The organism is Kribbella shirazensis, assembly GCF_011761605.1.
GTDB lineage: Bacteria > Actinomycetota > Actinomycetes > Propionibacteriales > Kribbellaceae > Kribbella > Kribbella shirazensis.
In genome coordinates this window covers 7,853,062-7,879,732 of sequence record NZ_JAASRO010000001.1, presented here as the reverse complement: position 1 = coordinate 7,879,732, position 26,671 = coordinate 7,853,062, and the positions used below count along the sequence as shown (strand labels likewise).

At 69.5% G+C, this 26,671-nt stretch carries 21 protein-coding genes; 8 read left to right on the top strand and 13 right to left on the bottom strand.

Annotation, left to right across the window (positions count from 1 at the left end; all coding sequences use genetic code 11):
• The first annotated feature begins 1 nt into the window (after position 1).
• Complete coding sequence (locus BJY22_RS37525) at positions 2-1,246, top strand: HAMP domain-containing sensor histidine kinase (protein WP_167216567.1); 1,245 nt, start codon at positions 2-4, stop codon at positions 1,244-1,246.
• Here the strand turns inward: BJY22_RS37525 and BJY22_RS37520 are convergent.
• Genes BJY22_RS37520 through BJY22_RS37510 form a run of 3 tightly spaced genes read right to left on the bottom strand, consistent with a single transcriptional unit; the run spans position 1,243 to position 7,131 of the window.
• Complete coding sequence (locus tag BJY22_RS37520) at positions 1,243-5,004, bottom strand: endo-alpha-N-acetylgalactosaminidase family protein (RefSeq protein WP_238350568.1); 3,762 nt, start codon at positions 5,002-5,004, stop codon at positions 1,243-1,245. The two genes, BJY22_RS37525 and BJY22_RS37520, sit on opposite strands and share 4 nt — an antisense overlap.
• Positions 5,005-5,053: 49 nt before the next feature.
• The gene (fahA, locus tag BJY22_RS37515; protein ID WP_167216565.1) at positions 5,054-6,250 is read right to left on the bottom strand and encodes a fumarylacetoacetase; all 1,197 of its coding nucleotides are present in this window, start codon (positions 6,248-6,250) and stop codon (positions 5,054-5,056) included.
• Positions 6,247-7,131 (bottom strand): hypothetical protein, encoded by an 885-nt coding sequence (locus BJY22_RS37510; protein ID WP_167216563.1) that lies wholly within the window; start codon positions 7,129-7,131, stop codon positions 6,247-6,249. Before BJY22_RS37510 ends, fahA begins: the two co-directional genes overlap by 4 nt.
• Before the next feature lie 72 nt (positions 7,132-7,203).
• On the opposite strand from BJY22_RS37510, the gene BJY22_RS37505 reads away from it, so the two are divergent.
• The 3 genes from BJY22_RS37505 to BJY22_RS37495 are packed head-to-tail and all read left to right on the top strand — an operon-like array spanning position 7,204 to position 9,737.
• Positions 7,204-8,397 carry a homogentisate 1,2-dioxygenase gene (locus BJY22_RS37505; RefSeq protein ID WP_167216561.1) on the top strand — a complete coding sequence of 398 codons (1,194 nt, stop codon included), beginning with the start codon at positions 7,204-7,206 and terminating at the stop codon, positions 8,395-8,397.
• A 22-nt stretch (positions 8,398-8,419) separates the two neighbouring features.
• The gene (locus BJY22_RS37500; RefSeq protein WP_337759767.1) at positions 8,420-9,106 is read left to right on the top strand and encodes a hypothetical protein; all 687 of its coding nucleotides are present in this window, start codon (positions 8,420-8,422) and stop codon (positions 9,104-9,106) included.
• 25 nt (positions 9,107-9,131) lie between these two features.
• Positions 9,132-9,737 (top strand): hypothetical protein, encoded by a 606-nt coding sequence (locus BJY22_RS37495; RefSeq protein ID WP_167216559.1) that lies wholly within the window; start codon positions 9,132-9,134, stop codon positions 9,735-9,737.
• Here the strand turns inward: BJY22_RS37495 and BJY22_RS37490 are convergent.
• Positions 9,734-10,528 carry a polysaccharide deacetylase family protein gene (locus BJY22_RS37490; RefSeq protein WP_202891443.1) on the bottom strand — a complete coding sequence of 265 codons (795 nt, stop codon included), beginning with the start codon at positions 10,526-10,528 and terminating at the stop codon, positions 9,734-9,736. The genes BJY22_RS37495 and BJY22_RS37490 overlap by 4 nt on opposite strands.
• A 141-nt stretch (positions 10,529-10,669) precedes the next feature.
• Between BJY22_RS37490 and BJY22_RS37485 the strand changes: the two genes are divergently transcribed.
• From BJY22_RS37485 to BJY22_RS37475, 3 genes are read left to right on the top strand one after another with little or no spacing between them, the layout of a single operon-like run.
• A complete protein-coding gene (locus BJY22_RS37485; protein WP_238350567.1) occupies positions 10,670-12,484 on the top strand; it encodes a bifunctional metallophosphatase/5'-nucleotidase in 1,815 nt (604 codons plus the stop codon).
• Positions 12,485-12,490: 6 nt separating this feature from the next.
• Positions 12,491-13,468, top strand: coding sequence for a helix-turn-helix domain-containing protein (locus BJY22_RS37480; RefSeq protein WP_238351572.1), 978 nt, complete (start codon positions 12,491-12,493; stop codon positions 13,466-13,468).
• Between the two features lie 39 nt (positions 13,469-13,507).
• Positions 13,508-14,806: a glycosyltransferase gene (locus tag BJY22_RS37475; protein WP_167216553.1), complete on the top strand. Its 1,299-nt coding sequence runs from the start codon at positions 13,508-13,510 to the stop codon at positions 14,804-14,806.
• Here the strand turns inward: BJY22_RS37475 and BJY22_RS37470 are convergent.
• A complete protein-coding gene (locus BJY22_RS37470) occupies positions 14,745-15,209 on the bottom strand; it encodes a cupin domain-containing protein (RefSeq protein WP_167216551.1) in 465 nt (154 codons plus the stop codon). The two genes, BJY22_RS37475 and BJY22_RS37470, sit on opposite strands and share 62 nt — an antisense overlap.
• 1,260 nt (positions 15,210-16,469) lie before the next feature.
• Here BJY22_RS37470 and BJY22_RS37465 point away from each other — a divergent pair.
• Positions 16,470-18,539, top strand: coding sequence for a DUF222 domain-containing protein (locus tag BJY22_RS37465; RefSeq protein ID WP_167216549.1), 2,070 nt, complete (start codon positions 16,470-16,472; stop codon positions 18,537-18,539).
• 518 nt (positions 18,540-19,057) lie between these two features.
• Here BJY22_RS37465 and BJY22_RS37460 read toward each other — a convergent pair.
• From BJY22_RS37460 to BJY22_RS37425, 8 genes are all read right to left on the bottom strand, one after another.
• On the bottom strand, positions 19,058-19,636 hold the full coding sequence (locus tag BJY22_RS37460) for a nicotinamidase (RefSeq protein WP_167216547.1): 579 nt from the start codon (positions 19,634-19,636) through the stop codon (positions 19,058-19,060).
• Positions 19,637-19,704: 68 nt separating this feature from the next.
• On the bottom strand, positions 19,705-20,481 hold the full coding sequence (locus BJY22_RS37455; protein ID WP_167216545.1) for an SDR family NAD(P)-dependent oxidoreductase: 777 nt from the start codon (positions 20,479-20,481) through the stop codon (positions 19,705-19,707).
• A gap of 70 nt (positions 20,482-20,551) precedes the next feature.
• Complete coding sequence (locus tag BJY22_RS37450) at positions 20,552-20,869, bottom strand: hypothetical protein (RefSeq protein ID WP_167216543.1); 318 nt, start codon at positions 20,867-20,869, stop codon at positions 20,552-20,554.
• Positions 20,866-21,717: a carbohydrate ABC transporter permease gene (locus BJY22_RS37445; protein ID WP_167216541.1), complete on the bottom strand. Its 852-nt coding sequence runs from the start codon at positions 21,715-21,717 to the stop codon at positions 20,866-20,868. Before BJY22_RS37445 ends, BJY22_RS37450 begins: the two co-directional genes overlap by 4 nt.
• Positions 21,707-22,594: a carbohydrate ABC transporter permease gene (locus BJY22_RS37440; RefSeq protein ID WP_167219164.1), complete on the bottom strand. Its 888-nt coding sequence runs from the start codon at positions 22,592-22,594 to the stop codon at positions 21,707-21,709. The genes BJY22_RS37445 and BJY22_RS37440 overlap by 11 nt, the downstream gene beginning before the upstream one ends.
• Positions 22,594-23,874, bottom strand: coding sequence for an ABC transporter substrate-binding protein (locus tag BJY22_RS37435; RefSeq protein ID WP_167216539.1), 1,281 nt, complete (start codon positions 23,872-23,874; stop codon positions 22,594-22,596). Before BJY22_RS37435 ends, BJY22_RS37440 begins: the two co-directional genes overlap by 1 nt.
• Positions 23,875-23,899: 25 nt before the next feature.
• Positions 23,900-25,522, bottom strand: a complete 1,623-nt coding sequence (locus BJY22_RS37430; protein WP_238350566.1) for an FAD-dependent oxidoreductase — start codon at positions 25,520-25,522, stop codon at positions 23,900-23,902.
• Positions 25,519-26,568, bottom strand: coding sequence for a LacI family DNA-binding transcriptional regulator (locus tag BJY22_RS37425; RefSeq protein ID WP_167216537.1), 1,050 nt, complete (start codon positions 26,566-26,568; stop codon positions 25,519-25,521). Before BJY22_RS37425 ends, BJY22_RS37430 begins: the two co-directional genes overlap by 4 nt.
• Positions 26,569-26,671 lie beyond the last annotated feature (103 nt).

The following is a 26,671-nucleotide window of genomic DNA, read 5'->3' as shown; positions in this document are numbered from 1 at the left end:
GATGGGACTGCGCGGCAAGCTCGGTCTCATCTTCCTGCTGGTCTCGTCGCTCGCCATCCTGGTGCTGTGCGTCGCGGTCTACACCCAGGCGCAGTCGGCCCGGCTGGACCGGACGCGCAGTTTCGCCGACGAGCGGATCCAGCTCGCGGCGCAGAGCTACGACACCAACGACGTCCCGGTGTTCGGGGCGAAGCTCGACGACCCGAACCTGCCGCCGCAGCTGCGGGAGGCCGTGCTGGCGGGCAAGCGGGCCACGTTCAAGACCGGGTCGCCGCACTCGAAGATGTGGGCGGCGGTCGCGGTCAAGGACGGCAAGGTGCTGTCGATCGAGCAGGACTACGAGAGCACCGACGACTCGATGCAGGCGTTGCAGCAGGCCCTGATCGTCGGCGGGATCGGCACGGTCGCGCTGGTCGCCCTGGTCAGCGTGATCCTCGCGGGCAGCCTGTCCAAGCGGATCGTCGCGGTCGCGGGCACCGCCCGGCGGATCGCGGCCGGTGACCTGGACGCCTCCGCGGCCGAGGCCGTCGGCAAGGGCAAGGACGAGGTGCAGTCGCTGGCGACCGCGCTGGACACGATGGCCAGTTCGCTGCGCGGTCAGCTCGAGGCGGAACGCCGCTTCACCGCGGACGTCGCGCACGACCTGCGGACGCCGGTGACCGGGTTGACGACCGCGGCGGAGCTGCTGCCGCCGGGCCGTCCGAGTGAGCTCGTCCGGGACCGCGCCAAGGTGTTGCGACGGCTTGTCGAGGACCTGCTGGAGATCGCCCGGTTCGACTCGGGCGTCGAGCAGGCCGATCTGGAGCTGGTCGGGCTCGGCGCGTTCGTGGGATCCGCGGTCGGGCGGTTGCGGATGCAGCAGTCGCTCGCGGCGGACAGCGTGATCGTGCACCAGGCCGGGCCGGACGAGACGGTGTCGACCGACTCCCGGCGGATCGAGCGGATCCTGGCCAACCTGATCGTCAACGGGCTGCGGCACGGCAAGCCCCCGGTCGAGGTGACGGTGAGCGGCCGGACGGTCGAGGTGGTTGACCACGGCGACGGTTATCCCGAGGAACTGATCGCGGAGGGCCCGCGCCGGTTCCGGTCCGGGATGGCCGAGCGCGGCGTCGGCCACGGCCTCGGCCTGACCATCGCGGCCGGTCACGCCAAGGTCCTCGGCGCCGAGCTGACCTTCGGCGAGGCCCCGGGCGGCGGCGCCCTGGCCCGGCTGGTGCTCCCAGCCGGACCAGAGACACCGTCCTAGCGGGTGCCGTAGACGTTGAACTCCGCGGCTGATCCGAAGACCGCGCCGTTCAGCGAGCTGGTGCCGACGAACTTCACGAAGCGGCCAGGCTTCGCGGTGAAGTCCACCCGCTGCACGGCTTTGGAGTTCGGGAACTCACCCGTCGCGACCGGCGTACCCCAGTCCTGACCGTCCGCGCTGACGTAGATCGCGTACCCCTTGAACATCCCGTTGGTCCCGCTCTGCCGCGGCAGGTAGCTGAACCCGTTCACCTGGTACGTCGATCCGAGGTCGAGCGTCATGTGGTGCGGATACCCGGCCGGCGTACTGACCTGCGACCAGGCGGAATGCCAGAGCGTGCTGGGGTTTCCGTCCAGCGCCGACGTCGCTGCACCGCCGGTGGCGGCGTCCTCACTGCTGACGTCCGCCACCGTGATCCGCGACTGCGGAACGATGCCCGGCGGCAACACCGTCGCCTCCACTCCGACCGTCGCCGAGCCACCCGTCGCCGTCAGCGGGTACTTGCCCTCCGGCGTACCGGCGGGCGGAGTCACGTCCCACGTGGTCTTCACGCTCGTGCCTGCGGCAACGGTCGTGTGAGTCGCGGGTGACGTCGCCGTGACGGTCCAGCCGTCCGGCGCGGTCAGCCCGAGCGTGACGTCGTTCGCGGCCACTACGTCGTTGTTGGTGAACGTCGTCGTCACGGTGTTCGCCTCGCCGGAGACGAGACCGGTCACGCCGGACACCGCGACCGAGGTGCAGTCCGCCGGGTCCGACGACGTACCGAGGTCGGTGACGGCGAAGTTGTCCATGACGAAGTCCGCCTGGTCGCCGCCGCCGGCGAGCTTGCGCAGGCCGACCCAGTAGTCGCCACCGCAGCCGGCCACGAACTCCTGGCTGAACGTCGCCTTCGTGCGCTGCTCGCCGATCGGTGTCGCCTTCACCTCGACCGAGGCAGGACGGTCCACGCCCTGGACCCACGCGTACTGACCGGCCCGGCCGCTCGCGTAGTCGAAGCTGACCTTGTACTTGTGCCCGGGCTGGAAGTTCACCGTCCACGGCGCCGTCCGGTAGACGAGCCCTGCGTTCTCCTCGTGGGACTTGAGTGACCACTCGCCGTCGAGCACGTCGTCGACGAGCTTCCCGTTCCAGCCCGCCTGCGTGTACGGCGCATGCTTGCGGGCGAGCGAGGTCCGCGGGTCGTTGGTGCCGCCCGCATCGCCTTTCACGAACGGGCCCCACCCCTGGTCGACGTTCTCGAAGTCGTCGACCAGCCCAGCCGCAGGTCGCGTCGTCTCCACGACCCGCACATCGTCGACCCGAACCCGGGCAGTTCCTGCGCCTACTCCGATTGCCAGGTCAGCGGTGCTTCCGTTGGCCTCGAAGACGACTCGTGCCCGTTGGTAGTACGCCCCGTGCTTGTCGTCAGCAGCAACCATGTTCCGAGCGGTCGACCGCGTGACCTGGTTGCGTACGCCGTCCACGGTCAATGTCGTCGTACGTGACTTCCCCGGCTCGACCTCGATCCAGGCGGACGCGCTGTAGGTGCGACCCCGGGTCAAGCCGGTGATCCGCTGGCTGATGGACGACGTGCGGCTGCCGAGCGACGCGACGTGCTGCCCGTTCTCGAGCGTGTCGATGGCCGCGCTACCGGTCGCGTTCCACGCCTGCAGGTTGCTCGCGTTGAAGCCGGGGTCCTTCAGATGACCGCCTTCACCCCAGGCGGCGTCCCGCGGCTGCGGAGCGGCTACCGGGTAGATCACGTACGGCTTGCCCGGGATTGCGTCGAGCGTGATGGTCCCGTGCTGGGCGCGGATCGTGGTGGGCTTGGCTCGGCCGGTGTCCGTGAGCTGGTAGGCGGTGAAGGTGCTGACACCGGCGAGCGCGCCGGGCAACTGCCACGTGGTCCGACCGCCGGCCGGGTTGTAGTGGTACAGCTTCTTGTTGCCGTCCCAGGGCAGCAGGTACTTGTCGCCGTCGAGCACCTTGGCGTTGCCGACGTACACGGCCCGCTTGCTGTTCTCGACCGTGCCGCGGACGCCGCCGGAGAACGTGATGTCGGACGCGTTCCAGTCGAGGATCTTCTGCTGCTGCAGGAACTTCGTGGGCAGGTTGCGCTGCCAGATGTTGCTGTAGAACGCGTTCCAGTCGGTCTCGCCGGTCCAGCCCTCGAACTCGACGAGCGAGGTCTGTCCGAGGATCGGGTCGTTGTTCCAGACGTCCTTCTCGTGGTTGCGGACGAACCGGATGATCTTGCTGTTCAGGCCCTTGTTGGTCGCGCCGCCGTAGTCGAGGTCGTTGGCCCAGTGCGACCACAGCGACGTCCGCTCGTGCCGGTCGGCCCATTCGGTCGCGATCTGCCAGCCTTGGCCGGCGAGCTGCCGGGTGAGACCGTCGGCGAGCCAACCGGACTGGTAGTACACGTCGATGTACAGCTGCTGCAGGTTCTCGTCCGTCTCGTCACGGAGCTGCTGGAACCGCTGCACGACGTTGCCCGAGGCAAGGTCCGGGCGCTGCTTGATGTAGTAGCTCTGGTTCAGCCAGTTCCAGCCCTTCGCGAACTTGTCGACGAGCTCCTCGCTGAACGCGTTCGCCTCCGGGTACGACTCGGTCGCGTTCACGTGGACGCCGAACGCCGCGTTCCAGGACTTGCCCTGCTTCAGCAGCGCGTTGAGGTCGTTCAGGCCGCCGGCGCGGGTGTTGTAGTTGCCGCCGTAGTCCGGGTGGGCGGAGTCGTGGCCCTCGGAGCCGTACCCCTTGAGGATCGCCATCTGGCCGAGCCCGTCGGTGGCCAGCGAGATCCGCTTGACGTCGTCGAGCGTGCGCAGGAACGGATGCGTGGCCTGGCTGGCGAAGTTGAACGGGATGTGCGTGATCACCCGGTCCTTGACCTGGTCGCCGCCGTTCGGCTCGGTCATGATCGCGCGGAACGCGACCGCGCCGTCCTCCCAGTCGACGGTGCCGTCCTGGTTCGCGTCGGGCGTCACGACGACCTTCGTCCAGGGCAGCGGCTCGGTGTACGGCGAGGTGTCGGCGCGGTACGTCCACTGGCCGCTCCAGACGCCGACGCGCGTACTGCCGTCGGTGCCCTTGCGGGCGCGGTGCCAGAACCGGGCGCCGTCGTCGACCGACGGGCCGGACGGCTTGTCGTACGTCGAGTTCGACTCGATGCCCGCGGCGAGACCGCTGGTGTTGACGAACGCGTACGCCGCGCCGCTCGCGGACGTCTCGCCCGGCGTACTCGCGGTGACCGGCGTGATCTTGTCCGCGGTCCGGGTCGAGTCCGGGTCCAGCGTGGTGAACGCCGTGGTCGCGCCGGCGTCCGTACTCGCCACCGAGACCAGGTCGTGGTCCGGGATGTCGATCGTGTGCACGCGACTGGTCGCGGTGTCGCGGACCGCGTCGATCGCGAACGTCGTCACCCGGCCCGTCACGCTGAGGCTCGCGTCCAGTTCGACACCGGGCAGGGCGTCGAAGGCGAGCGTGTACGACGCGCGCCCGCCGTCGGCCGCCGGCGGCGCGGCCAGATGCGCGGCGCGTGCGACGCCGTTGATCGTCACCGTCGAGATCGCGTCCGGCTGACCACCGAGGGCCTGCCCGGAGGCGTTGTCGACGTACGTGATCACCCGCGGGAAGTCCGCCCCGACGGTGACCGTCAGCTCCGGCGACCGCAACGTCAGGCCGCCCGTCGTCTGCTGAGCCTGCGCACCCGCCGGCATGCTCAGCACACCGGCGGCGACGGCTACAGCCAGTACTCCACACCCCACTGAACGTTTCATGGCGACGAAGCTCGCACGTAACCGCTAACTCGTCAAGAGAAACGAACAGTTATGAACAGATTCGCCCGGTCACCTCACCGAGCCCGAGGCGCGAACCGTCGGCCGCGGCCGCCCAGGCGGTGATGGTGACCTCGTCGCCGTCCTCCAGGAACGTGTGTTCCTTGCCGTCCACGATCAGCGGTTCGCGGCCGCCCCAGCTGAGCTCGATGAAGGAGCCGCGCTGGTCCTTCTCGCGGCCGCTGACCGTGCCGGACGCGTACAGGTCGCCGGTGCGGACGCTCGCGCCGTTGACGGTCATGTGCGCGAGCATCTGCGCGGGGGACCAGTAGAGGTCTCGGTACGGCGGTTTGCTCACGAGATGACCGTTGAGAAACACCTCGAAGGTGATGTCGTAATTCTTCAGGTTCTGTCCGGCCAGATAGGCAAGGACGGGTGGGTCCTGAGCCGGCAGTGGGACCGCGGCAGTCGCGAGCGCGTCGAGCGAGACGACCCAGGGGGAGATCGAGGTGGCGAAGGACTTGCCCAGGAACGGCCCGAGCGGCACGTACTCCCACGCCTGCAGGTCGCGGGCGGACCAGTCGTTGACGATCACCACGCCGTACACGTGGTCCTCGAAATCGTCGACGGGCACGGGCTGTCCGAGTGTCGACGGCGTACCGACGACGTACCCGAGCTCGACCTCGATGTCGAGGCGCTGGGACGGTCCGAACGTCGGGACGGCCGCGTCCGGGGCCTTGCGCTGACCGGACGGGCGGACGATGTCGGTGCCGCTGGCAACGATCGTGCCGGCGCGGCCGTGGTACCCGACCGGGAGGTGCTTCCAGTTCGGCAGCAGCGGTTCGGAGTCGGGGCGGAACAGGCGGCCGAGGTTCGCCGCGTGCTGCTCGGAGGCGTAGAAGTCGACGTAGTCGGCGACCTCGAACGGCAGTTGCATGGTCACCGCGGACTGCGGGATCAGGTGCGGCTCGACGGTGTCGCGGTCGTTCTCGTTGCGGACCAGGTCGAGCAGCCAGTTCCGGGTCGCACGCCAGGCCGGGCGGCCGAGCGCGAGGAAGGCGTTCAGCGTGGGCTGTGCGAACAACTGCGCGCCGTCCAGCATCTGTGCGGACGCGACCGGAGCGAGGTCGATGATCTGGTCGCCGATCGCCGCCCCCACCCGCGGCTCTTCGTCTCCGTGCCGGAACACGCCGAGCGGCAGGTTGTCCGGCCCGAACGGCGAACCGTCCGGGATCTCGATCCAGCTCATCCCATCAACCCCAGCGTTGTCAGGTCGGCGCGCGGCTCCTCGATGCTGCACGAACCGAACGAGGTGAACCACCGGCGCGTGCTCGCTGCCTGGTCGTCGGACAGATCGCGCGCCCGCGCGGCCAGGGCCTCGCCGTCGCGGTCGGCGAGCAGTGCAGCCACCTCGTCCGTCGCTGCGCCGTCGAGCGAAGCTCGGGTTGCCAGCAGGACATTGAGGAAACCGTGGTGCTCGAAGCCCGAATCCGTCGCGGTATGACGGACCGCGTTGTGCAGGCCGGCGGTGCACTTGAAGGCCACTTCGCGATCCAGGCAGGCCTCGATGAAGCTCGCGACCTGCACCTCGGACGGGAACAAGGTCGCGTCCATGCCGCCGGTCCGGAGCTTGGCGGCGTAGCCGGCGTCGGCGACGACGTCGAGAGCGCGCTCCCACGCTCCGTCCAGGCCGATCTCGACGTACGCAGACTCCTCGTCGAGGCAGTCGTCGCACGCGCGGACCACCCGCAGCGCGTTCCGGGACAGGTCGTCCTCGGCGCGCAGCCGGACCTCGATCGCGGTCACTACGACGTCCTTGGAGCGGTCGCCGTACCGCACGGCGGGCTCGATGCCGCCGGCGCCGCCGCTGATCACGACCGCGACCTCCAGCGGGCCGTGGTCAACACCCGGGTCCGGCTGCGGCCCGGAGCCGGACCGGGTCCGGGCAGCCTCGGTGGCGACCGTCATCAGGTCCTCGTCGGCGCACACGAACGGTCCGACCAGGTCGGCGTACGGCGACGCGCGGTGCGCCCGGTGCGCGGCGACGGCCTCGGTCAGCGGCAGATTGCCCGGCGGGAACATCGACGCGTCGTCGACCAGGCGCCGGTACAGGGCAGGGACGGTTGACATGACCCTGAGCCTAACGGATGCTTTCGGTAAGCGGACGCAAGCGTTCGACTATCGAACAACGGAGCGGGAAAGATGGCGTTCTACCGGCAGGTCGGGGAAGTGCCGCCGAAGCGGCACACGCAGTTCCGGAAACCGGACGGCGGGCTGTACTACGAGGAGCTGATGGGGGAGGAGGGGTTCTCCTCGGACTCGTCGCTGCTCTACCACGCCGGCGTACCGTCCGCGATCGTCGACTCCCAGGTCTGGGACCTGCCCGATCTCGCCACCGTCCCGAACCACCCGCTGACGCCGCGGCACCTGAAGCTGCACGACCTGTTCACCGACACGTCGAAGGCCAATCCGGTCGAGGACCGCCGGCTCGTGCTCGGCAACGGCGACGTCCGGATCTCGTACGTCGTCGCGGAGCAGCCGTCGCCGTACTACCGGAACGCGATCGGCGACGAGTGCGTGTACGTCGAGAAGGGCTCGGCGACCGTCGAGACCGTGTTCGGCGTGCTGAACGCGGTCCCGGGCGATTACGTGATCATCCCGCGCGCGACCACGCACCGCTGGCTGCCTGGGCTCGAGGGCGTGCACGCGTACTGCATCGAGGCCAACTCGCACATCGCCCCGCCGAAGCGGTACCTGTCCCGGTACGGGCAGTTCCTCGAGCATGCGCCGTACTGCGAACGCGACCTGCACGCGGCGAGCGAGCCCCTCGTGGTGGACGGCAGCGACGTCGAGGTGCTGGTGAAGCACCGCGGGAACGGGCCGGGCGGGATCGTCGGATCGCGGATGACGTACGCGACGCACCCGTTCGACGTGGTCGGGTGGGACGGCTGCCTGTACCCGTACACGTTCAACGTCAGCGACTTCGAGCCGATCACCGGGCGGATCCACCAGCCGCCGCCGGTGCACCAGGTGTTCGAGGGGTACAACTTCGTGGTCTGCAACTTCGTGCCGCGGAAGGTCGACTACCACCCGCTGTCGGTGCCGGTGCCGTACTACCACTCGAACGTCGACTCCGACGAGGTGATGTTCTACTGCGGCGGCGACTACGAGGCGCGGAAGGGCTCCGGGATCGGGCTCGGGTCGATCTCGCTGCACCCCGGCGGGTACGCGCACGGCCCGCAGCCGTCGGCGATCGAGGCGTCGCTCGGGGCCGAGCGGTTCGAGGAGCTCGCGGTGATGGTCGACACCTTCCGCCCGCTCGAACTGGGCGAGGGCGGCCGGGCCGTCGACGACGGCGTCTACGCGTGGACCTGGGCGGGTCGCCGCAAGGACTAGCGGTCTGTGGGATTCTTTCCCCGTGAGTGAGGACGACGGGGACGCAACTTCACAGGTAGCAGAGATCACGCCGGAGGTGCAGGTGCTGCCACGGGACCTTGGGCAGCCGCTGGTGGTCGGGATCGACCGGGAGACGGTGCTGCGCCGGCGCGAGGTGGTCCGGACCGTGGAGCGGCGCGGCGCCTGGGTGACGGCGGCGCTCGGCGTGATCGGCATCGTGGCGGCGGTCTACGCGCTGATCGCGTTCCGCGGTGCCGGGATGTGGCCGTTCGCACTGCTGTTGATCCTGGCAATGATCCCGCTGATCCTCAGCACGGTGATGGTGTACCGCCTGCAGGCGGAGCGGCAGACGTGGTACGACGCCAACGAGCTGCCTCCCGTGGCGATGCGGATCTCCGCCAAGGGACTCGAACTGGCCTGCGACGGAGCGGCGTACCCGGTGGTGCTGCCGTGGGCAACCGTCCGCGGCTTCACGCAGCACAAGCTGCTCGGCCAGTACATGCTCGACCTGGCTCTGGTCCGCGGCGTGGGCGCGACGACGGCAGGTGTCCGCGGCCTCGACCAACCGTCCGTGCGAAGCGTCGTCAAGCCCAACCCGCTGCTCAGGCCTACCGGCATGTTCCTCGTCAAGGCCCTCGACCAGCCCGTCCACGTCATCGACGAAGCCCTCAAACACTTCTCCAACGGCACTGCCGGGGTCCTGCGCTGACCTGCCGAGCTGCAAGGCTCGAGGCATGAACGAGAGCTTCGTGGTCGGTCTGAAGCGCGACGAGATGCTGCGTCGGCGTAGCACAGTCCGCCGGGTTCGGACGATCAGTGGTGGATTCACACTGCTGATTTCGCTGGTCGGTCTGGCCCTGTCGATCTGGCTGACGTTCCGGCTCGGCGGCTCGTGGATCATGGGAATGCTGATGATCTCCTGCATGGTGTTCCTGTTCGCGACCAGCCTCGTCCCCTTCGTCCAGCGGGACAAGCTGAAACGCTGGTACACCGGCACGGACCTCCCGCCGTACGCCCTGCGGATGACGGCCGCCGCGCTCGAACTCGGCGTGGAAGGCGCACCGGCGCCGGTCGTGCTGCCCTGGCCGGCGGTGGTGGGTTTCCGCGGGACGCGGAAGCTCGGGCAGCCGATCCTGCAGGTGGTCGTGCAGCCCGGGGTCACCGCCGCAAGCCCGGGCGTCAGCGGCCTCGACCAGCCGGCTGTCGGGGCACTGCTCCGGCGGAGCAGGCGGGTCAAGACCGCTGGTATCTACAGTGTCGCGTCCCTTGACCAGCCCGTCGAAGCCATCGACCAGGCGCTGCGGTACTTCTCCAACGGCGTTGCGGCGGTGGCTCGTTAGCAGGGCAGCGACTTGAAGGTGTAGCCCTGCTTCGTGAGTTTGGCCAGGGCCTTGTCGAGCGCGGCGACGGTCTGGGCGCGGCTGCCGCCGCCGTCGTGCAGCAGGACGATCGCGCCGGGGCGGGCGCCGGCCATGATCGCGTGTTCGATCCGCGCGGCGCCGGGCTTCTCCCAGTCCTTCGTGTCGACGTCCCAGAGCACCTGACGCTGGTGGTACGCCGCGGCGATGGCCTGGATCTTGGCGTTGGTGGCGCCGGTCGGCGGCCGCAGGCACTTCGACTGCACGCCCGTCGCGATCTCCTGGCGGATCTTGGCGTCGGGCAGTCCGGTGAGCGTCTTGTGATCCCAGGTGTGGTTGCCGACGCTGTGTCCGGCGGCGCGTTCGGCCGCGATCAGCTCCGGGTACTGCGCCGCCTGGATCCCGAGCACGAAGAACGTCGCGCGCGCGTGGTGTTTACGCAGTACCTGAAGGACCTTCGGCGTCCACTCCTGCTGCGGACCGTCGTCGAAGGTCAGGTAGAGGACCTTGCCGTGGCGCGCCAGGTTCCAGTCGTCGGCCGGTGGCTTGGGAGCCGGCGGCTTCACGGCCGGCCGGGTGGGCTGTTTGGTCGACGACGACTCACCCCGCTTGGAGGCGACCGGCAGGGCGGATGATCCCTGCTGCCGGTTCGCCGCGGTGGACGGCGCGGCGGACATGACGGTGTGCGAGGAGGGCGTGGCGGCTTGGGCGAGGACGGCACCGCAGAGGAGGGCGGCGACCAACGGCAGCAACCTGCCGGGCGGCTTGGTCATGGGCGGAATCCTCTCGCGATCCCGGGGCCATCCGTTCATCGGGTAGGGGTGTGTCGGCCGTATCGTGTGCATTCGTGCCGGAGACCCCGGCGAGAGCACCGGTGAGGCGGGGCGATGACGGACAGCGGTGAGCGGACGAGGATGACACGACGTACGGTGATCGGGGGCGCGGCGGCACTGGCCGCGGCCGGGTTCCAGACCGTTCCGGCGTACGCCGGTCAGGGACAGGACAAGACCGTCCGGCTGAGTGTGCTGGGGACGACCGACCTGCACGGCAACGTCTTCAACTGGGACTACTTCAAGAACGCCGAGTACGACGACAGCGCGCACAACGACATCGGCCTGGCCAAGATCTCGACGCTGGTCACCGCGGTCCGGGACCGGATCGCGGCCGACCGCCACGCGCCGCGCCCGCTGCTGCTCGACGCGGGCGACACCCTTCAAGGCACGCCGCTGGCGTACTACTACGCGAAGATCGAACCCATCACCGGCGGGCACGTCCATCCCATGGCGGCCGCGATGAACCGGATCGGGTACGACGCCGCGGCGCTCGGCAACCACGAGTTCAACTACGGCCTCGACATCCTCCGCAAGTTCCAGAGCCAGGTGCGTTTCCCGCTGCTCGGTGCGAACGCCCAGGACTGGACCACGGGCCTGCCGGCGTTCCCGCCGTACATGCTCAAGCGCGTGCACGTGCCGGGCGACAAGCCGATCACGGTCGGCATCCTCGGCCTCACCAACCCCGGCATCGCGATCTGGGACAAGGCGATCGTCGAGAACAAGCTGACGTTCGGCGGCATCGTCGAGCTCGCGAAGGAGTGGGTCCCGAAGGTCCGCGCGGCGGGCGCCGACATCGTGATCGTCGCCGTGCATTCGGGCATGGACCTGTCCTCGTCGTACGGCGACGCGCTGCCGTACCCGGAGAACACGTCGGCGCTGATGGCCGAGACCGTTCCGGGCATCGACGCCGTCCTGGTCGGCCACGCGCACCTGGAGATCCCCGAGCGGTTCGTCACCAACAAGGCCACCGGCGAGCAGGTCGTGCTGAGCGAGCCGCTGAAGTGGGGGATGCGGCTGTCGCTGTTCGACCTGGACGTGCAGAAGGTCCACGGGCAGTGGAAGGTCGTCGGCCGGCACAGCCAGGTGCTGAACGCGAACACCGTCGACGCCGACCCGCAGGTCGTCACGCTGCTGCAGAAGGACCACGACACGGTCGTCGGGTACGTGAACTCGAAGATCGGCACCTGTACCGAGGCGATGTCCGCGGCGACCGCGCCGTGGGAGGACACCGCCGCGCTGGACTTCGTGAACTTCGTCCAGGCCGACGCGGTCGCGAAGGCGCTCGCCGGTACGCCGCAGGCGTCGCTGCCGGTGCTGGCGATCGCCGCCCCGTTCAACCGGGCGGCCTCGATCCCGGCCGGGGAGGTCTCGATCCGCGACGTCGCCGGTCTCTACGTCTTCGACAACACGCTGCTCGGCGTGACGATGACCGGCGTGCAGCTCACGGAGTACCTGGAATTCTCCGCGCAGTACTTCAAACAGGTCACCGGCACCGGGCCGTTCCCGTCCAGCCAGGTCACCAACGCCCCGACCCCCACGGCGCCGAACGGGACACCGGACTACAACTACGACATTCTCGGCGGCCTGACCAAGCCGCTGACCTACAAGATCGACATCGCCAAGCCGGTCGGCTCCCGGATCACCGACCTCGCGTACGACGGGACGCCGGTCGCCGCCGACCAGCAATTCGTTGTCGCGGTCAACAACTACCGCCAGTCCGGCGGCGGCAACTTCCCGCACGTGAAGACCGCGCCGGTCGTCTACAACCGCCAGGTCGAGATCCGGCAGCTGATGATCGACTACGTCACCACAACCGGCACGGTCGACCCGAAGGCCTTCCACACCGGCGACTGGTCCCTGGTCTCGAACGGAGTGCCGATCACCGTTACCGTCTGAGGTGTGATGCGGACTCTGCTGAGGGCCGTCGCCGAGCCGAGGGCGACGCGGGCGGCGTACTGGAACGAGGTCGTGGCCGCCAGGATCGGCGGCCTCGATCTCCGGCTGGACGACGGGCCGGACCTGCGGGACGAACTGCTGATCGGCACGGTCGGCCCGCTCCAGGTCGCGGTGTCCCGCTCCGGCCCGGGACAGGCGACCCGGACCGCCGCGCACGTCCGCGCGCACGACCCCGACTCCTTCGTGCTGTTCGCCCAGGCGGAGGGCGTGACGGTCAGCGAACAAGACGGACGGTGTGCCCGGTTCGCACCGGGCGACATCGGACTCTCCGACCTGTCCCGGCCGTTGCGGTGCACGTACTCCGAGCGGCGCGTGATCATGCTGTCCTACCCGAAGGCGCTGAGCCCGCTACCGGAGCACCGCGTGGCGGGCCTGACCGGCGTCAGCATCCCCGGGTCGGACGGGGCAGCCGCGCTGGTCTCCGGCCTGGTCCAGCAGCTGCCGAACCACCTCGACGCCGACGACGGCGCACGGGGCGCACGGATCGGATCGGCGATCCTCGACCTCGTCTCGGTGGGTCTGGCCGCCCGTCTCGAGCAGGAACACGCCCTGCCCGCCGAAACCCGCTCCCGGGCGCTGCTGCACCGATGCCGGGCGTTCATCGAGACCCATCTCGGCGACGCCGCCCTCACACCGGCTGCGGTCGCGGCAGCCCACCACATCTCGTTGCGGTACCTGCACCGCCTCTTCGAGCCCACCGGCGAAAGCGTGGCCGCGCTGATCCGCTCGCGCCGGCTGGACCGGTGCCGGCGCGACCTGCTGGATCCCGCGCTCGCCGGCCGCCCGGTGGCGGCCATCGGGGCCCGGTGGGGCTTCACCAGCGCGGCACATTTCAACCGCGCCTTCAAAGTCAGGTTCGCCCTGCCTCCGGCCGAGTACCGAGCCGTCCACGCTGCGCGCGGAGACAACAACCTGGCGCTGTAGAGCAACGACCGTACGGCGTCCTCCGACGACGCTGTCGGCATGAAGATCGCACTGCTTGCCCACGGCACCCGTGGCGACGTCCAGCCCGCCCTGGCGATCGGGTCCGTGCTGCACAACCGAGGCCACTCCGTCCGCTTGTGCGTGAATGCCGACCTGGCCGCGTGGGCCGCCCGTTCCGGACTGCCGGTGACATCCTCCGCCCTTGACGTCGGCCGCTTCCTGAACTCGGACGAAGCCCGCGAGATCCTCGCCCGGGGGCGCATCTCCACGCTCGTACGCCGCGTCACCGCCGACGAACGCAAGGCCGACGCCTCCATCGCCCGGTCCGTCGTCGAGGTAGCACAGGACGCCGACCTGATCCTGTCCAGCCTCGGGATGGCGTTGCGCGGGGCCGCCCTGCACGAGCTGACCGGGCGGCCGGCGGCGAGTCTGCTGTCCGCGCCGATGACGCCGACGGCCGCGTGGGCGAGCCTGGCCGGTCCGGTCCGCGACTTCCGCTTGGGCCTGCTCAACCGGCTCACATTCGCGGCGTTCGACAACCTGCTCTGGCGGCAGAGCAAGCCGAGCATCGACCGGCTCTGTCAGGAACTGGGAGTGCCGCCGATCACCCGGCAGCTCCGCATCGGAGCGTTACCCGCAGTGCACGCCTACAGTCCGAGGCTGGTTCCGCGCCCGTCGGATTGGGGCTCTGAGCAACATCTGGTCGGCCCAGCGCTTCCGGACGCGGACCTGCGCGCGGCCCTGGGGGAGTCGGAGCTGCCGTCCGACCTCCACGACTGGCTGGCGGCCGGTGAACCCCCGGTGTACTTCGGTTTCGGTAGTCTGCCGGTTCCGAATCCGCGGCGCCTGCTCGACGACATCGTCGCGGTCGCCGGGCACCTCGGCGTACGGGCGCTGATCGCCGCCGGCTGGACCGACTACGGCGTCGCCGCGGGGAAACTCTCGGACACCGTGTTCCTCGCCGGGGCGGACCTGAACCACGACGAGGTGCTGCCGCGCTGTACGGCGGCCGTCCATCACGGTGGTTCGGGGACGACGGCGGCGGTCACCCGCGCCGGAATCCCGTCGGTCGTCGTCAGCCTGTTCCTCGACCAGCCGTTCTGGGCGTGGCGCCTGAGCCGGCTCGGACTGGGCGTCGAGCTCCCGTTCCGTTCACTGACCCGCACCCGCCTGACCCGAGCGCTGCGGGAGGCGCTCACCACGCAGTACGTCACCAAAGCGCGCGCCTTCGGCGACCTGCTGCGCACCGAGAACGGCGCGGAGCAGGCCGCCGACGTCATCGATCGCTGGGCAGAGTCCCCGGCGGACCGAGAACCACATCGCCCAGCTCGGTCGTGATCGCCATGAACAGCTCCAGATCCAGCTCGGTCTCCGGCCTCGCGAGGTACGCCGGGGTGCCGGAACGAGCGACCAGCTCGGCAAACCCCGCCGGCGTCGAAATGTGCAGCGCACGGCACCCCGTCGGTCCGCTGCGAACCGCATGCGGCACGTTCATCGGAACCCGGAAATAGTCACCCGACCGCAGTTCCACGAACTCGTCGCCCGCCCAGACACTCAGCCCACCGGACAACACCCAGAACCGCTCCTCGTAACGGGTGTGCAGATGCAACGGCGTCATCTCCCCACCCGGCTGCCACGTATCAGTCAGATCGTGCCGGCCACCGGTCTCCTCACCCGTCGTCAGAACCGTTGCCCGAAGCCCCTGCCCGAGGACGTAACTGCGCTCACCGAGATCGGTCATCCCGTACTCCTGCCTCTCGCTGCGAGTCGTTGCCGCGACGGTAGACATCCCGAACCCCGCCCGGCAGACCCGCTAACCGGGCTGTGCGCCCGCAGTCAACACCTGTGCCCGCCCAGAGAAGCGCCGCTCCCACCCGCCCGCCCCGCCCTGCGGCCAACTGCTCCTCGCAAGTTCCCCGCGCCGCGGACCGCCTGCCTGGGAAGGGATGTGGTTGAACCCACGCGGTGCTGCGCGCGGCTCCTGCGTCGCTGTGCTGCGCGCCGCTCCCGCCCGCCCGTGCGACCGCCCGGCCCTGCGGCCGACTGTCCCTCGCAAGTCCCCGGACCCCGCGGCGGGCCTGCATGGGAAGGGACGCGGTTGAACCCCCGCGGTGCTACGCGCGGCTCCTCCGTCGCCGTGCTGCGCGCCGCTCCCGCCCGCCCGTGCGCCCGCCCGTGCGCCCGCCGCGCCTTGCGGCCGACTGTCCCTCGCAGGTTCCCCGACGCCGCGGCGGGCTTGCCTGGGAGGGGTTGTGGTTGAACCCACGCGATGTTTCGCGCGGCTCCTGCGTCGCTGTGCTGCGCGCCGCTCGCGCCCGCCCGTGCGACCGCCCGTGCGACCGCCGCGCCTTGCGGCCGACTGTCCCCCGCAGGTTCCCCGACGCCGTGGCGGGCCTGCCTGGGAGGGGTTGTGGTTGAACCCACGCGATGTTTCGCGCGGCTCCTGCGTCGCTGTGCTGCGCGCCGCTCGCGCCCGCCCGTGCGCCCGTCCGGCCCTGCGGCGAACGGCTCCTCGCAGGTCCCCGACGGCGCGGCGGGCTTGCCTGGGAGGGGTTGTGGTTGAACCCGCGCGGTGCTTCGCGCGGCTCCTTCGTCGCCGTGCTGCGCGCTGCTACCACCTACCCGGACTGTCATCCGTACTGCGGCGGATCGCCTACACCCGGCCGAGGGTTTCGGCTCAAAGCTGATCGGGGTCAGCGAACTAGCGCCTAACACGTCGGCCTTCACGCCACTCGCTGTCGTCCAGTTCGTCCCAGCTGAGCTGGAGCAGGTGCTCCGCGCGACTCGACTCTTTCCTCGGTCGAGCCGGCGACGGCAACCGTGACCTGGTCCGCGTCCGCCGCCTCACAAGGACTCGACCGGCAAGTACGCGGATCAGGCGCTGGTGACAGCCGAGCCTCCCGCGGGTCCCGTGCGCTGGCATCGCGATTCTGCTTCTGTGCAAGGGATTCCGGCGTCTGCGGATTTGGCTGTGATCGTTTCGTGACATACAATAGAACACATGTTCGAGACTGGTCTGGAGGAGCTGAGCGACCGTGACCTGCTGGCCGCGGCCGCCGAGTACGCCCAGGATCAAGAACACGCCGCGGTGGGCATCCTGCGGGCCGCGCTGGCCTTCGCCGACCGCAACGCGGTGCTGGACGATCATGTGCCGCTGCCGGGGTGTGAGCGGTTGGTGGTGTACGGCGGTGAGGGCTGTCCGGGGGTGGCCGAGTTCGCGCCGGTCGAGTTCGGTGCCGTGATCGGCATCTCCAGCGGCGCCGCCGCCGCACTGATCGGGGAAGCGCTGGCGCTGCGGCACCGGCTCCCGCGGGTCTGGGCCGCGGTGCTGTCCGGACACGCGGTCAGCTGGCGGGCCCGCAAGATCGCCCACGCGTGCCTCACCCTGTCCCTGGACGCGGCCGCGATCGTGGACCGCCGGGTCGCCGGGATCGTGAACACCCTCACCCCGGGCAGACTGAGGTCCATCGTCACCGCCGCGGTCTGGGAAGCCGACCCCGACCAGGCCCGCGCGGCCGCCGAGGCCGCCGCGAAGACCCGGGGGGTGTTTGTCGCCCAGTCCGATGAGCACGGCACCAAACGGATCCTGATCCGTGCCGCGTCCGGCGCCGCGATCCGGTTCGACGCCACCATCGAAGACCTCGCCTGGGCGCTAGCCGTGCTGGGTGACACCGACCCCCTCGACCAGCGCCGCGCCGAAGCCGTCGACTGGATCTCCGACCCCGCCGCCGCCCAACAACTCCTCAACACCGCCCGCGACCTCGCCCACACCCAAACCACACCCGACACGCCCAACACGCCGGCCAACCCGGCCGCCAACCTGGCCGTGAACGCGGCCGCGAACGGTCCAACCGCGCCAACCGCGCCAACCGCGCCAACCGCGCCAACCGCTCCAACCGCTCCAACCGCTCCAACCGCTCCAACAGCGCCAGCCCACACCGGCGACACCAGCGATGGCACTACCGGCACTACCGGCGCGGGCGATGCGTCCGATGCGACCGATGGTGGCGCGGCTGTTGCGAACCCCGCCTCCTCATCTCCGACCGACGACACCGAACGTGCGGAGGACGCGAAGGACGCGGAGGGCACCGCACAGGCCGCGGACACTGCGCAGGCTGAGGGCGCCGTGCAGGCTGAGGGCCCGGACAACGCCGCCTCAATCGGCACTGCCGCTACCTCTAGCAGCGCAGCTACGCCCGGTGAAGCGACTACGCCTGCTGGCGCTGTCAGGGCTCACACCACCACCCCAGATCTGGTTAGTTACCCCGACGCCGACCACGCAGACGGTCCACACGGTCTGCACGGTGTGGACGATGTGGACGGTGTGGACGGTGTGGACGGTGTGGATGCGTTCGCGCGACGGGTGCTGGCGGGCCGGCTGGCCTCCATCAAGCGCGATGCTCACGGCAGAGGTTTCGGCGCCGGCGGCGGACCGAGCCGGAGGAACCGGCACACCCTGTACGTGCACCTCACGGACAAGACCCTTGCTACCGGCAACGGCGTCCTGCGTGTCGAGGAACTCGGGCCGATGCTGGCCGGCCAACTGGCTGAGCTGCTCGGACACGATCAGGTTGTCGTCAAGCCGGTGATCGATCTGCACGACCAGGTCAGTGTTCACAGCTATGAGATCCCTGACCGGATCCGTGAACGCGTCCGGCTCCGCCATCCCGTCGACATGTTCCCCTACGGCACCGCCGAGGCCACCGTCTCGATGGACCAGGACCACATCACCCCGTATGACCACACCAAGACCCAGCCGCCCAGCCAAACCGGCTCGCCCGGCCAAACCGGTACCCCCGACCCCGCCGGGCCGCACGACCGCACCGGCCGACCAGAACCATCAACCCGACCGGGCCGGACAGGTCCGCCCGACCGTACGGGGCCCCCGGCACGGGCGGGGCAGACCAGCGTCGACAACCTCATACCGCAAAGCCGGCTCCACCACCGCGCGAAAACCTTCGGCGGCTGGCGCAACCGACGCCTGCCCAGCGGAGCGATCGAATGGATCAGCCCGCACGGATTCCGCTTCCTCGTCGACCACACCGGCACCCACCCGGTCCCGTCTCGTTAGAAGTCGGTACCCGGGTCCTCGTAGGTGCGGATGAGCCGTGCGGATGAGCCGCGCTGCAGGTGTGACAGTGATGGACGCTGCCCGGTGCTGCAGGTGTGACAGTGCCGCGGTCTGTCCGCGCTGTCGGGGTGGTCGAGTTGTCCGCTCTTGAATCCGGTCCGCCGAGGCAGGTACGCCGACGTCGGCAGCAATCGCTGCCACGACGGGTCACGCATCCGCGAAGGTGGCGCAAGGCGGCCACCCGATATGGCGCCCTGAATCCCGGGCGCATCCCGGTACTGCGGGCGCATCCCGGTACTGCTGCGCTGCGCTCATGCCTGCCTGGTGTGGCTGCGTGCCGCAGTTGTCGCGCCCGCGAGACACATACCCGTCCGAATGCGGCAACAAATCAGCAGCCGCGAAGCAGCGTCCACCCACACCTTCCGGTATGCGGTGCCGCGATGGTTGTCGTCGGTTCGTGATGCGCCACCCGTCGAAGGCGGCGGCAAGTCAGCCCGCCGCGGATCGGAGGCTCCGGTTCAGGTGAGATCCACGCCGGCGGCTCGGAGTTCGGTGAGGGCCTGTTGGGTGGTGGATTCGGCCACGCCGGCGGTCAGAGTGGTGAGGACTGTTGTGCCGAAGCCTTCCTTGCGGGCGTCGAGGGCGGTGGCGCGGACGCAGTAGTCGGTGGCGATGCCGCAGACGTCGACGTCGGTGACGCCCTTTTCGCGTAGCCAGTCGGCGAGCGCGTGGCCGCCGTCGTGGGACTTGCCCTCGAAGCCGGAGTAGGCGGCCGCGTACTCGCCCTTGTCGAAGATCGCGTCGAACGGCTGCGGGTCCAGGTTCGGGTGGAAGCTGACGCCGTCGGTGCCCGCGACGCAGTGCGGCGGCCATGAGTGCACGAAGTCGGGCTCCCGGGAGAAGTGGTCGCCCGGGTCGATGTGGTGGTCCCGGGTGGCTACGACGTACGCGTACTGCCGCTCGTCCGGATCGGCCTCGTGCCAGCGGTGCAGTAGTTCGCCGATCCGGAACGCGACGTCGGCGCCACCCGCGACGGCGAGACTACCGCCCTCGCAGAAGTCGTTCTGCACATCAACCACGATCAGTGCGCGAGCCATCGCGACGCTCCTTATGCCGGGGTGCTCCCTGAGCCCACCGTACAAGTGTCGGCGCCGTCAGCGCCGCATTACGCCGGGATCATGTGGCCGCCGGTGACGTGCAGGAGCTCTCCCTGGACGGCCCTGGTCCGCGGCGAGGTGAGGAACAGGATCGCGTCGGCGATCTCGGAGACGTCCGGGAGGTGCCGCGCGGTGAATCCGGCCTCGATCGTGTCCAGCGCCGCCCGCGGGATGATCCGGTGCTCGCCGTGCTCCAGCGTGATGCCGGGCAGGACGACGTTGACCAGTACGCCGTCCGCGCCCAGATCGTGCTGCAGGCTCGCGGCCAGACCGTGCAGTCCGGCCTTCGCCGCGCCGTACGCCCAGGCGCCGGCGCCCATGCCGCGCTCCGCGAGGTCTGTCGAGACCAGCACCAGCCGCCCGCGTCCGGATTGCCGCAGTGCGGGTGCTACCTGCTGTGCGAGGTGCATGTTCCCCTCGAGGTTCGCCCGTACGACCCTGGTCCACCACTCCGGCGACGCGTCCTCGATCTTCTGCGTCCGCCCGTCGTGCGGGCCCCAGTCGACCGCGTTCGCGACCACCGCGTCGAGACCGCCCCAGTGCTCCACCGTCGACGCCACGGCGGCCGCGATCGTCTCCGGCGCGCTGAGGTCCAGCGGTACGACGTACGCCGTACCGCCTGCCTCCTCGATCTCCTCGGCGACCGCCTCGGCCGCGTCCTTGCGGGAGTTGTAGGTGATCGCGACGCGGGCGCCTTCCCGTGCGTACGCGATCGCGGTGGCCCGGCCGATCCCGGACGAACCGCCCGTGACCAGCACCGCCACATCCTTGAATCCCAGGTCCATGCCCCGTCCTCCACAGTTTGTTAGTCGGCTAAGAAGAAAACTTAGCCGACTAAGAAACCGGAGGCAAGGCTCAGCCGATCGGGCGGTTCGCGAGACGGGCGAGTTCGGTGAAGAACGCCCGGAAGACGGGCTCGTCGGCCATCGGGATCTCGACGGTCGCCAGTGAGCAGACGCTGCCCATCAGGCGCCCGTAGATCGGCTCGTCCGGGTCCTGGACGAGCGAGAAATGCAGCATCATCGCGCGCTGACGCACCTGGACCTGGACCCGGACCCACTCGAGCGGCGTCCGGTAGGAGCTGGCGATGTTGCGGTGCTGGAACAGTTCGAAGACACCGCGATCGACCCGCAGCTGTACGTCGGCGTGCTCGAACACGATCGGATCGGTCATTTGAGGCCCGAATGTGCGAGGCCCTCGACGAACTGGCGCTGGGCCAGCACGAAGACGATCAGGACCGGCAGGACGGTCATGGTGGCGGCCGCGAGCTGGGTGTTCCACATGTCCGCGCCATAGGCGTCGGTGAAGCGGGTGAGGGCTTGCGGCAGCGTGAACAGCTCCGGTGAGGTCAGGTAGACGGTGGGCTCGAGGTAGAGGTTCCAGGAAGCGAGGAAGGTCAGGATCGCGACAGCGGACAGCGCCGGCCGGGCCAGTGGCAGGCAGATCCGCCACCAGATCCCGGGGCGGCCGAGACCGTCCAGCCGCCCCGCCTCCTCCAGTTCGACCGGCAGGGCGATGAAGAACTGCCGCATGATGAAGGTCGCCAGGACGCACGGCGCGGCCAGCGCGGTGACGAGGATCAGCGGCCAGTGGGTGTTGATCATCCCGGCCCGTTTGAACACCTGGAACAGCGGAACGATCGTCACCTCGCTCGGGACCAGCAGGCCGGTCAGCACCACCAGGAACAGGAGGTTCGCGCCGGGGAACCGGATCCGCGCGAACGCGTACCCGGCCATGCTTGAGACCAGCAGCGTGATCAGAGTGACCAGTACGGCGATGTACACGCTGTTCACGTACTGCCGGGCGAACGGCTGGAACGTGAACGCCTCGCTGTACGCGGCAAGGGTCGGGTGGTCGGTCCACAGCGACGGCGGCGACTTGAAGATCTCCGGCAACGGCTTGACCGACGCGGCGACCATCCAGATCGTCGGCACCGCGAACGGGACCGCCAGTACGGCGAGCGCTGTCACCAGGAGCACCCGCCGGATCAACGATGCTCGACTGTTCCCCCTACTGTTCATGGAACACCCACCTCTTGCGCAGCTGCCATTGCAGCAGGGTCAGCACCATCACGAAGCTCAACAGCATCAGCGCGACGGTCGAGCCGTAGCCGATGTCGTTGAACTCGAAGGCCTGCTGGAACACGTAGTACACGAGCACCGTCGTGCTCAGCTCCGGCCCGCCTCCGGTGAGCACGGCGATCTGGGCGAACGACTGCAGCGCACCGACAACGGTGATGATCGCGGTCAGCAGGACGGTCGGCGCGATCAGCGGCAGCGTGATCCGGGCGAACACGGCCCGGCTGCGCGCGCCGTCGATCCGCGCCGCCTCGTACAGCTCCGACGGCACGCCCTGCAACGCCGCCAGGAACAGCACCATGTTGACGCCGACACTGCGGACGACCTGGCTGACGATCACCGACAGCATCGCCGTGTCGCCGTGCTGCAGCCAGTTCGTCCCGTCGGCGCCGATCGCGCGGAGCAGCCCGTTGATGCCGCCGTTGTCCTGCAGCAGGAATCCCCAGACCAAGGTCCAGGCAACGACGGACACCACGACCGGCGAGAAGAACACGGTGCGGAAGAAGGTCGCGCCGCGGAACCGGCGGTTCAGCAGTACGGCGATCAGCAGCCCGAGGGTGATGTTCAGGACCACGACGCCGCCGGAGAAGACGACCGTTGCCAGCAGCACCGATGGCAACTGCGGATCGGAGGCCAGCGCGGCGTAGTGGTCGCCCCCGACGAAGGTCTGCTTGCCGGTGAAGACGTTCCACTTGTTCAGGCTGTACCAGATCGCCAGCCCGACCGGGATCAGCACGAACAGCACGACACCGCCCAGCTGGGGCGCGATGAACAGGTACCCGGTCAGCACATCGCGCCGGCGAGTGGTCCAGTAGTGCATCACTTGGCCAGGATCGGTTCGATCGCGGCGCAGACCGAGTCGAGGACGGCGGGGATGTCGGCGTCGGGCTTCCACATCGCGTCCAGCGCGGTCTTGCCCTTCTGGGCGATCTCGGCCGGACTGGTGTGGTTGGGGAGCGTCACGGCGTTCGGCAGCTGGTCGACGACGACCTCCTGCAGCTGGGCGGCGGACAGCTTCTTGTTGTTCTGGGCAAGCTTCGCGCCGGTGAGCAGTGACTTCCGGGGCGGCGGGAAGAACTGCGCCAGCTTGGCCGCGTTCACCGGATTCGTCAGGTAGGCGAGGAAGTCCGTTGCCTGCTCCTGGTGCTTGCTGGCAGCAAGGACACCGACGCCGGCCTGACCGAGTACGGCGTGCCGGCCGGACGGTCCCGCCGGCAGCGGGTGGACACCGAACTTGAAGGACCCGGTGAGCAGGGACGCCCGGGAGACCTGGGCGACGGTGAAGGCGGCGTCACCGGCGAAGAAGTCGGCCTTCGTACCGGGGCCGGGCATCGCACGGGTCTTGAACGCCGCGTCGTGCAGGAACGTGAACGCGCGCTGCATCTCCGGACTGTTGAACGTGCAGGTCTTGCCGTCCGGGCTCCACGCCGCGGCGCCGAACCCGGTCCAGACCGTGGCCAGGGTGTTCCAGGACTTGTAGTCGAAGTCCCGGATCACGAAGCCCGCCTTGCCGGTCTTGGCGTGCACGGCGGCCCCCGCGGCGGCCACCTGGTCCCAGGTCAGCGTCTTCGGATCGATCGTCTGACCGGCCTTCGCCAGGAGGTCGGTGTTCACGTAGAGGGCGAACGGCGAGTTCGAGAACGGGTAGGCGTACAGCGTGCCGTCGCGGCTGTACTCCTTGGTCGCACTGTCCGCCAGGTCGTCGTACTGCCAGCCGTCGGTCGCCTTCAGTTTGTCGGTCAGGCCGACCAGGGCGTCGGAGGCGATCAGGTCCCTCGAGAGGTCACCCATCCAGGCCAGGTCAGGCGCGTTCCCGCCGGCGATCTGGGTGGTGAGCGTGGTGTTGTAGTCGGCGAACGGCAGGCTCTCGAAGGTGATCGAGGTGACCTCGGGGTGCTCCGCGCGGTAGGCGTCGCCGATCGCGTCGAACAGCTTGAGCTGATCCGCGTTCGAGGTCCAGACCGTCATCCGCAGCTTGACGTCGGTGGCGTTGGCCCCGTCCGTCCCGGCGCCGGACGTGCCGGATGCGCCGCAGGCGGCGGTCAGCGTCGCTGCCGTGGTCAGCGCCAGGGCGCCGAGCAGCTTCCTTGCAGTGATCATGATGTGGTCCTTCGTGTCGGGAAGGCTAGTAGCCGGCGATCTCGGGCCAGTGCAGCTCGACCCCGGCCGCCGTCAACCGGCCCTGGAGACGGTCGACGAGGGGGTCGTCGGTCGCGATCTGCTGGGGGCTCAGGCCGCTCTCGAGGCAGAACGCGACGAGTTCGCCGGCCGATTCGCCGATGTTCCACTCGACCGGATGCAGCCGGTAGGCGCCGTTGGTGATGTGGGTGGTGCCAATGTTCTTGGCGGCCGGCACCAGGTTCTGGGTGGTAGCCGGTACCAGCGCGCCGAGCGGGATCTCGAACGGCGCGCATTCGACGTCGATGTAGTTGTCACCTCCGGTGGAGGGATGCAGGTCGATCCGGTACATCCCGACGCCGACCGACGCCTCGAAGCGGGCCGGACCGTCGTACCCGCGGGCCTTGATCGAGATGTCCTGCTCGCGGACCGTGGTCAGCGCCTTGATCCGGCGCGATTCGCGGACGTACGGCGCCTGCGCGAAGCCGTCCGCCGTACCGACCAGGTCGCCGCGCAGCCGCAGGCCCGGCCAGCCGCGGCCGCCGTCCGGGCGTGGCGCCTCGGTCTGCAACCAGTACACGTACGCACGGGACTGCGCCTTGGCGGCGAGCAGGTGCGACGCGCGGTCGTCGGTGTCGATGATCGAGCCGCCGACGTAGTCGAGCTGCGGCCAGTTGGCGAGCACGATGTCGCTGTCGTAGAAGCCGTCGGTGAAGTTCTGCCGAGCGGCGATCCGGCGGAACTGCCACAGATCGCGGTCACCCGCGTCGAAGCGCGGGTCCCCGGTGACGTCGGCAGCGGGGTTGACGTTCATGGTCCGCTCCTCCGGCACCAGGGTGCGCGGGTTCGGGGCGGTGAAGGACAGCATCGGCGCGCCCCAGAACGGCAGCTCGAACGAACGCCAGAAGTCGTAGTCGTCCGGTCGCGCGATCGTGTGGTCACCGGCGGCGTGGTCGAAGACGAAGCACCACGCGATCGACTGCACATTGCCCGGATCCGCGACCTCGGCGGCATTCGGCTCGCCGGTGTCGGCACGCGCCTCGGCGCCGACGACGTACTCCGTGCCGGTCAGCGGCAGGAGGTCACCGGTCTCGGTTCCGTCCAGGACGAATTCGGCGGCGATCACGGTCTCGGCCCCGGTCCGTGGGTCCGCGACCGTGACCGTGCGGACGACGCCGCCGGTGACCTCGGCCGCGACCGGCACGCAGGGTTGCAGGACCGTCAGCCGGCCGGTCGACCGGTACGGCGCCAGCAGCGCGGTGATGACCGCGTCGGCGACCCGCGGTTCGTGGCACAGCCGGCTGACGCGGCCACGTCCCGGATTCAGTTCGCGGTCGGCGCGGGCGGCCTCGGTCAGCGGATAGTGGTCCCGGTAGTAGCGCCGGATGCCGTCGCGGAGCGCGCGGTAGCGGGCGGTGACGCCGAACTGTTCGACCCAGATGTGCTCGTCGGGCGGCACGGCCTGTGAGGTGAGCTGACCGCCGAGCCATGGGTACTCCTCGGTCATCACCACGCGCCGGCCGCGCTGCAGCAACGCCAGCGCGGCGGCGACGGCCCCGAGACCGCCGCCGATGATCGCGACCTCGGTGGTCAGCCTGCCGGGCCTGAGCATGGGCGTGGACACGGTCATGACGGGTCCCCGGTCCGCGCGACCACGGTTTCGCCCGGCTCGACCTCGGCGACCAGGTGCCGCCGGGTCTCGAGTTCGGCCCACTCCTGCGGATCGGTCGCGATCAGCAGCTGCAGCAGATCGAGTGCCTCGGACGCCAGTTGTTCCCTCGGCACGTGGAATCCCGCGAGCATCCGGCCCTCGATGCGATGACCGCGCACCTCGCCCAGTGCCGCGACCGAGACCTCTTCGGGTACGGCGACTCCCGCCGTCGTCAGCGCGTGCACGACGTCCTCGAGCAGGAACGCGTCCTCGGCGATGATGACGCTCGCGCCGGTCGCCCGCGCCAGCCGGGGGAGGTCGGCGATCCGCTCCTCACCGACCAGCAGGAAGGCGAGCCGGCCCTCCGCGGAAGCGGCCTCGACGGCACCGCGACGATCGCGCGCCGCGGGCGTGTCCCGGCCGCGGTGCACGTAGAGCGCCTGCTGATGCCCGGCGGCCGCAGCCTGGTCGATCAGTGCGGTGGTCGGCGTGACGTAGTCGATGGCGACGTACGGCACAGCGGCGGCGGTCTCGTCCCGGCGGCCGATCGCGACGAACGGGAACTGCTCGGCGACCAGTCGCTCCAGCTCGGACGCGACCATCTGCTGACCGAGCAGGACACAGCCGTCGGTCAGCCGCAGCCGGGTCTTGCGGTGGAACAGGCTCCGGGTGCCGTCCTCGACCGGTGACGAGGTGAAGAACAGCAGGTCCCAGCCGATCCGCTCGGCGGCCCTCTCGATCCCGTTCAGCAGCGGTCCGTAGAAGTCCATGCTCTCCGGGGACAGCGCGGCCTCGTAGGTGAAGACGCCGATGATCTGGTTGTCCAGGCCGGCCAGCCGGCGCGCGGCCGGGTCGGCGACGTACGTCAGTTGCTCGATGGCCTGCTTGACCCGTGCCCGGGTCGCCTCGGGGATCCGCACGTTCGTCCCGTCGCGGTCGTTCAGCACCACCGACACGGTGGTCTGGCTGACGCCGGCGATCTCGGCGATCTCGCGCTGGGTGACCCGGCGAGGTTTCGGTGCCATCGTTCCTCCGTCTTGATAATGCCTATCTTCAGCAACCTGCGGCGACCCTAGCCCAGCGAAAGCCATTTGCACAATGACCTATTGACGTCGGGTTCCGAGGCTG

Bases quoted from the DNA above. Each gene is read 5' to 3' on its own strand.
- BJY22_RS37480 (WP_238351572.1), top strand. From the start codon at position 12,491: ATGCGGACTCTGCTGAGGGCCGTCGCCGAGCCGAGGGCGACGCGGGCG.
- BJY22_RS37465 (WP_167216549.1), top strand. From the start codon at position 16,470: ATGTTCGAGACTGGTCTGGAGGAGCTGAGCGACCGTGACCTGCTGGCC.
- BJY22_RS37460 (WP_167216547.1), bottom strand. From the start codon at position 19,636: ATGGCTCGCGCACTGATCGTGGTTGATGTGCAGAACGACTTCTGCGAG.
- BJY22_RS37445 (WP_167216541.1), bottom strand. From the start codon at position 21,717: ATGAACAGTAGGGGGAACAGTCGAGCATCGTTGATCCGGCGGGTGCTC.
- BJY22_RS37435 (WP_167216539.1), bottom strand. From the start codon at position 23,874: ATGATCACTGCAAGGAAGCTGCTCGGCGCCCTGGCGCTGACCACGGCA.
- fahA (WP_167216565.1), bottom strand. From the start codon at position 6,250: ATGAGCTGGATCGAGATCCCGGACGGTTCGCCGTTCGGGCCGGACAAC.
- BJY22_RS37495 (WP_167216559.1), top strand. From the start codon at position 9,132: ATGAACGAGAGCTTCGTGGTCGGTCTGAAGCGCGACGAGATGCTGCGT.
- BJY22_RS37525 (WP_167216567.1), top strand. From the start codon at position 2: ATGGGACTGCGCGGCAAGCTCGGTCTCATCTTCCTGCTGGTCTCGTCG.
- BJY22_RS37470 (WP_167216551.1), bottom strand. From the start codon at position 15,209: ATGACCGATCTCGGTGAGCGCAGTTACGTCCTCGGGCAGGGGCTTCGG.
- BJY22_RS37505 (WP_167216561.1), top strand. From the start codon at position 7,204: ATGGCGTTCTACCGGCAGGTCGGGGAAGTGCCGCCGAAGCGGCACACG.
- BJY22_RS37490 (WP_202891443.1), bottom strand. From the start codon at position 10,528: ATGACCAAGCCGCCCGGCAGGTTGCTGCCGTTGGTCGCCGCCCTCCTC.
- BJY22_RS37510 (WP_167216563.1), bottom strand. From the start codon at position 7,131: ATGTCAACCGTCCCTGCCCTGTACCGGCGCCTGGTCGACGACGCGTCG.
- BJY22_RS37430 (WP_238350566.1), bottom strand. From the start codon at position 25,522: ATGACCGTGTCCACGCCCATGCTCAGGCCCGGCAGGCTGACCACCGAG.
- BJY22_RS37440 (WP_167219164.1), bottom strand. From the start codon at position 22,594: ATGCACTACTGGACCACTCGCCGGCGCGATGTGCTGACCGGGTACCTG.
- BJY22_RS37450 (WP_167216543.1), bottom strand. From the start codon at position 20,869: ATGACCGATCCGATCGTGTTCGAGCACGCCGACGTACAGCTGCGGGTC.
- BJY22_RS37485 (WP_238350567.1), top strand. From the start codon at position 10,670: ATGACACGACGTACGGTGATCGGGGGCGCGGCGGCACTGGCCGCGGCC.
- BJY22_RS37425 (WP_167216537.1), bottom strand. From the start codon at position 26,568: ATGGCACCGAAACCTCGCCGGGTCACCCAGCGCGAGATCGCCGAGATC.
- BJY22_RS37455 (WP_167216545.1), bottom strand. From the start codon at position 20,481: ATGGACCTGGGATTCAAGGATGTGGCGGTGCTGGTCACGGGCGGTTCG.
- BJY22_RS37475 (WP_167216553.1), top strand. From the start codon at position 13,508: ATGAAGATCGCACTGCTTGCCCACGGCACCCGTGGCGACGTCCAGCCC.
- BJY22_RS37520 (WP_238350568.1), bottom strand. From the start codon at position 5,004: ATGAAACGTTCAGTGGGGTGTGGAGTACTGGCTGTAGCCGTCGCCGCC.